The sequence below is a fragment of the Candidatus Cloacimonadota bacterium genome (genome assembly GCA_011372345.1).
Lineage (GTDB): Bacteria > Cloacimonadota > Cloacimonadia > Cloacimonadales > TCS61 > DRTC01.
In genome coordinates this window covers 1-5557 of the sequence record DRTC01000271.1, presented here as the reverse complement: position 1 = coordinate 5557, position 5557 = coordinate 1, and the positions used below count along the sequence as shown (strand labels likewise).

The window sequence follows — 5557 nt, the reverse complement described above, 5'->3', positions numbered from 1 at the left end:
AGAAAGTGTATTCATAGGAGTCTTTAAAAGCCGGAAATGTTACATAACTGATTTGTAAACATAAAGGAGTTGTAAAATGAATATTCTTTGTTTAAATTGCGGGAGTTCTTCCGTTAAATATATTTTATATGAATGGTACAAACAACATACTTTAGCCAGAGGAATAGTGGAAAGGGTTGGTCTTCCTTTTTCAAAGATCGTTTACGAAGTTAAGGGAAAGGATAAAAAGGTAATTGCAAGTACTTGTCATGATCATTTTGAAGCCGTTAAATTAATAATGGATAAGATAGCCGATCCGGATATCGGGGTAATTAGCGATCTTTCCAAAATATCAGCAGTCGGACATCGAGTTGTTCACGGTGGTGAAAAGTTTACCGGTTCTGTTGTTATTAATAATGAAGTCTTAAAAAGTTTCAGAGAATTATCGGAACTTGCTCCGCTTCATAATCCGGAAAATATACTGGGAATTGAAGCAGCCCAGAAAATGATTCCTGATGCTCTCCAAGTTGCTGTTTTTGATACAGCCTGGCATCACACGATCCCCAAACATATTTATTTGTATGCTCTTCCTTATAAATGGTATGAGCAATACGGGATCAGGAAATACGGATTTCACGGCACTTCCCTGTTATATGTTTCCAGACGAGCGGCTGTTCTTTTGGGAAAAGATCCCTTTAAATGCAATTTGATCATCTGTCATATCGGCAATGGAGTGTCCTTGAACGCAGTAAAATATGGAACTTCTTATGATACGAGTATGGGTTTTACTCCTCTCGAAGGATTGATCATGGGTACCAGAGCCGGAGATCATGATGCTGCCATTGATCTATTTATGATGGAAAAAGAAAAACATTCGATCAGAGATATGAATTCGATCCTGAATCACAAATCAGGGATTTTGGGAATAACCGGTGATTATATGGATAGATATGATGTTGAAAAAGCAGCAGAAAATGGTAATGATAGAGCAAAACTGGCAATTTCAATGGAATGTTATCGTTTGAAAAAATATCTTGGTGCTTATGCTGCTGCTCTGGGAAAAGTCGATGCCATTGTTTTCACAGCAGGAGTTGGAGAGAAGAGCAGTATTATCAGAGCTAAAACCCTGGATGGTCTCGAATTCATGGGAATCAAATATGACCGGAAAAAGAACGAGTTAGCAAAAACAAGAAATGCTGAATGTGACATCACTGCAAAAGATTCAAAAGTTAGAATATTTGTGATCCCAACTGATGAAGAAAGAGTTTTTATCGAAGATGTAGTTGCTTTATATGAGGAGATGAAGGATAGTGAAAGCAGGTATGTTTATCGCTTCCAATCTGCTAATTACAGGAATCAAATTCGAGAGGTGGAATTTGAGAAAGAATGTAAAGAAAATCCTGAACTAAAAAAAGTAGTAGCAAAAATTCCCTGAAAATTAAGAAGTTTTGCGAAGATAGACTTAAACTTTAGAGAACTTATGTAAAAAAATCAATCAAAGGAGAACAAGATGAGAGCTCTCAAACTGTCTAAAAAGGACGAGAATAAGCTTTACGGAGTATTAAGCAAATTCGGGGAAGTATGGTCACCTGTTCCCAAGGGTTCTCGTTTTGTTTATGCAAAAATTGAAGATAAAAAAGATCTTATTTTGCGTAAAGAATGCGTTAGAACCATATTACCTGTTAAAAAATTTCTAATGCCACCGGATTTTAATATCCTAGATTTTACTCCTCAAAAATATTCCATACCGAATGAAGAAATTCCAACTACTGTGGTCGTTGGTGTTCCTGCTTGTGAAATACATGCTGTAAACATTTTAACAAAATTTTACACAACTGACTTTGTTGATAATTATTATATGAAAAGAAGGGAAAAATTGGTTATCATAGGTAAGTCCGGAATTCCCGATGAACATTGTTTCTGTCATAAAACAAATACCAGCATCGTAGAAGAAGGTTATGATCTTTTTTTATTTGATTTGGGTGATTATTATCTGGTCTGGGTCGGTTCGGAAATCGGAGATGATATCGTTCGTCTTGGTTCTGATATTTTTCAGGAAAATGTTCCCAAAGATGTTGCTCAAAAATTTGTAGAATTCAGGAAAAGGAAACAATCAAAATTTACTAATGATGTCGATCTGGAAGGAGTTACTGACCTTATGGAATTAATGTATGAAGCAGATTTCTGGGATGAATTAGGAGATAAATGTTTGTCCTGTGGTCAATGTACAATGGTTTGTCCAACCTGCACCTGCTTCAACATTATCGATGATCTGGAATTGAATAAAGAAGAAGGTCACAGGAGAAGATACTGGGATTCCTGCCAGTTTAAAGATTATTCCCTAGTTGCTGGAAGACATAATTTCAGGGAATCTAAAGCAGAAAGGCTAAAACTCTGGTACACACACAAATTAAAAGCATTTATCGGACATTTCGGTTCACCAAGTTGTGTTGGTTGTGGGAGATGCATTGTGACCTGTCCTGTCGATATAAATGTACCAAAGATAGTCGCTCAGTTGAAAAAAGGAGGGAAAAATGAAATATGAATATAAAAAAGAACCTGAATTATATACACCAATTTTAATGAGAATTATCAGCAAAAGAGATTTAACTCCTGATGTCAGGTTTTTCCAGGCTGTTCCCAAAGAAGAGTTTAAACATCTTGATCTTGATTATAATCCCGGTCAATTTATGATGTTATCTATTTATGGAACCGGGGAAGCTCCTTTTTCAATTTCTTCCTCACCAACTAGAAAAGGTATTTTTGAATTTGCCATCAGAAAAACAGGAAAGATCACAAATAAAATATTCGAACTCAAAGATGGTGATCAGGTTGGTCTGCGAGGTCCTTTTGGTAATGGATTTCCAATAAATAAAATGTTAGGAAAAGATATTATCATTGTTGCAGGTGGATTGGGTGCTGCTCCTTTGAGGTCATTATTGCTTTATATAATGGATAACCGCGAATTGTTTGGTAGGTTGATTTATTTATATGGAGCAAAAAATGTTGATGATATGCTTTATAAACCTGATTTCTTGGAAATGCTTGAGTCTGATCAGTTAGAATTACACCTAACAGTCGATAAGGGAAATGATGGTTTTGAAGATAAAATCGAAGAAGGAATGGTTACTCATCTTTTTAAATATATTGATAACATCGATCCCAAAAACACGATAGCATGTGTATGCGGACCTCCGGTAATGTACAAATATGTAGTTGCTGAAATTCTTAAATTTAATTTAGAAAAAGATAAGATTCTTTTAAATCTTGAAAGAAGAATGAAATGTGGAACTGGTAAATGTGGTCATTGTATTATAGATTATCGTTATACATGCATTGATGGTCCTGTTTTCACCTATTGGGATGTAATTCATATGCGAGAGCTGATTTAGGAGGAACAATGAAAAAGAAGCCAACATTAGGAATTTTCGGATTTACCGGATGTGCTGGATGTCAGCTTGCTCTTCTCGATTGTGAAGACCAACTTCTTGATTTATTCGCAGCAGCAGAGATAAAAGTGTTTTATGAAGCGATGAGCAATAATGAAGACCATGCTTCGGTTGATATTGCTTTAGTAGAAGGATCGATAAATACAGATAAACAAATAAAAGAATTAAAAGAAATAAGAGAAAAATCAAAATTGCTGGTTGCGTTTGGTTCTTGTGCACATCATGGGTGTGTTCAAGCGATGGCTCTTGGTGACGGACAATGGGAGAAAAGATTTAAAGGAGTATATGGGGACACGAAATTTACTGTTGCCATTCCAAGGGAAGCTCAACCAATCCATAAGTTCGTAAAAGTTGATACTTTTATTACAGGTTGTCCACCCAGTACAACTCAAATGCTTAGAGCATTGACTCAATTGCTTCATGGGAATCTTCCGACCTATACTAATTCTCCAGTATGTTTGGAATGTAAACTGAAAGAAAATGAATGTCTTTTACTCAAAGGGGAATTATGTTTGGGACCATTAACTATGGGAGGATGTACTGCTCCCTGTCCATCTCATAATACTCCATGTATTGGTTGCTGGGGAATTATCGAAGAAGCTAATCATACTTCAGAATTAAAGTTATTGAAAGAGAAAGGATTTAAAACTGAAGATATAATCAGGAGATTCAGAATGTTCGGGGGAAGTGATATCGTCGATAAAATTCAAAAATTGATGGAGGTGGAATAATGAAAAAGGTTATAGTTGACCATCTAGCAAGGGTTGAAGGAGATGGTGGAATATATGTTGAATTAGACGGAGAAGAACTAAAAAAAGTCGAAGTCAAAATTTTTGAAGGACCCCGTTTAATCGAAGCTCTTGCAATTGGAAAATTACCCGAAGAAGTTGTTTCATTCACTCCCAGAATTTGTGCAATATGTACAGTTTCCCATAAAAATGCTTCTATTCGAGCAATAGAGAAAGCACTAAATTTTCAAGAACAGGAAAAAACACATTATCTGCGGGAATTGATGCATTTAGGTGAAATAATCGAAAGTCATTCACTACATATTTTTGCACTTGCACTTCCTGATTACTTTGGCTATCCAAATGTAATTGCTATGGCAGATAAACATAAAGATATTGTTATAAAAGCTTTAACTCTGAAAAAATTTGGGAATAAGATTATGCAGGTTATCAATGGTAAGTTCATTCATGGTGAAAATGCAACTATTGGCGGTTTTGGTAAATTCCCGAGTAACGATGATCTCCTTGAAATAAAAAAGGAAGCAAAAGAATCTATACTCTTTATGTCAGTGGCAATGGACATTATTGGTGAATTAGAACTTCCAGATCATCTCGAAGAAGAGACGATTTTTGCATGTTGTAATCCTGAAAATAATAAATTCGGTTTTTGGGGAGATGAGATTATTTTCTCGAATGGAACTACAATTTCCTGCCGAAAATATAAAGAAAATTTAGTTGAGAGAGTTGTACCACATTCTTTTGCAAAAAGATCGCTATATAAAGATAAACCATTTACTGTTGGGGCATTAGCAAGATTGAACTGTATCGGAGACAGATTAAAAGGGAAAGCTGCAGAATATTTCAACAAGTATAAAAACGAAAGATGGTTGAAAAATCCCTTGTACAATAATCTAGCACAGGCAATTGAGATAATTTACTGTTTGGAACAAATTTTGAAACTTGTAGATATTTTATTAAAACTACCAAATCCTGAATTTGAAAAACCTAAGAAAACTAAAGGCAGAGGAGTTGGAACTGTAGAAGCTCCAAGAGGTCTGCTTGTACATGATTATTCTTTTAATAAAGGTTATGTAACTGAAGCAAATATTATCACCCCAACTGCATACAATCTTGATGATATTGAAAAATATATCGGAAATTCTGCTTTGAATTTGAATAAACAGGGATATAGTGAAGATAAGATAGCGTTTGAATTGGAAAAAATTGTACGAGCGTATGATCCTTGTATCAGTTGTGCTACTCATTTAGTTAATGTTGTTAAAAGGTGAATTCTACTTGAATTTGCTCTTATTCTTTGATTAAAAATGAATGAATTCGAATGACCAAATTTAATGGATTATTAGAAAACCATTTCCGAAATTATAAAAAAGATGAAATTGT

Annotated in this window: 5 protein-coding genes; all 5 read left to right on the top strand. The window is 34.9% G+C overall.

Features of this window, described 5'->3' with window-relative positions; translation table 11 throughout:
- Positions 1 to 76: 76 nt before the first annotated feature.
- Entirely contained in the window at positions 77 to 1414 is a 1338-nt protein-coding gene (locus ENL20_05325; protein HHE37977.1) for an acetate kinase, read from the top strand.
- Positions 1415 to 1489: 75 nt separating this feature from the next.
- A complete protein-coding gene (locus ENL20_05320; protein HHE37976.1) occupies positions 1490 to 2524 on the top strand; it encodes a hypothetical protein in 1035 nt (344 codons plus the stop codon).
- Positions 2514 to 3371 carry an oxidoreductase gene (locus tag ENL20_05315; GenBank protein ID HHE37975.1) on the top strand — a complete coding sequence of 286 codons (858 nt, stop codon included), beginning with the start codon at positions 2514 to 2516 and terminating at the stop codon, positions 3369 to 3371. The genes ENL20_05320 and ENL20_05315 overlap by 11 nt, the downstream gene beginning before the upstream one ends.
- Before the next feature lie 8 nt (positions 3372 to 3379).
- On the top strand, positions 3380 to 4159 hold the full coding sequence (locus ENL20_05310; protein HHE37974.1) for a hypothetical protein: 780 nt from the start codon (positions 3380 to 3382) through the stop codon (positions 4157 to 4159).
- Positions 4159 to 5445, top strand: a complete 1287-nt coding sequence (locus tag ENL20_05305) for a Ni/Fe hydrogenase subunit alpha (protein ID HHE37973.1) — start codon at positions 4159 to 4161, stop codon at positions 5443 to 5445. The genes ENL20_05310 and ENL20_05305 overlap by 1 nt, the downstream gene beginning before the upstream one ends.
- Positions 5446 to 5557 lie beyond the last annotated feature (112 nt).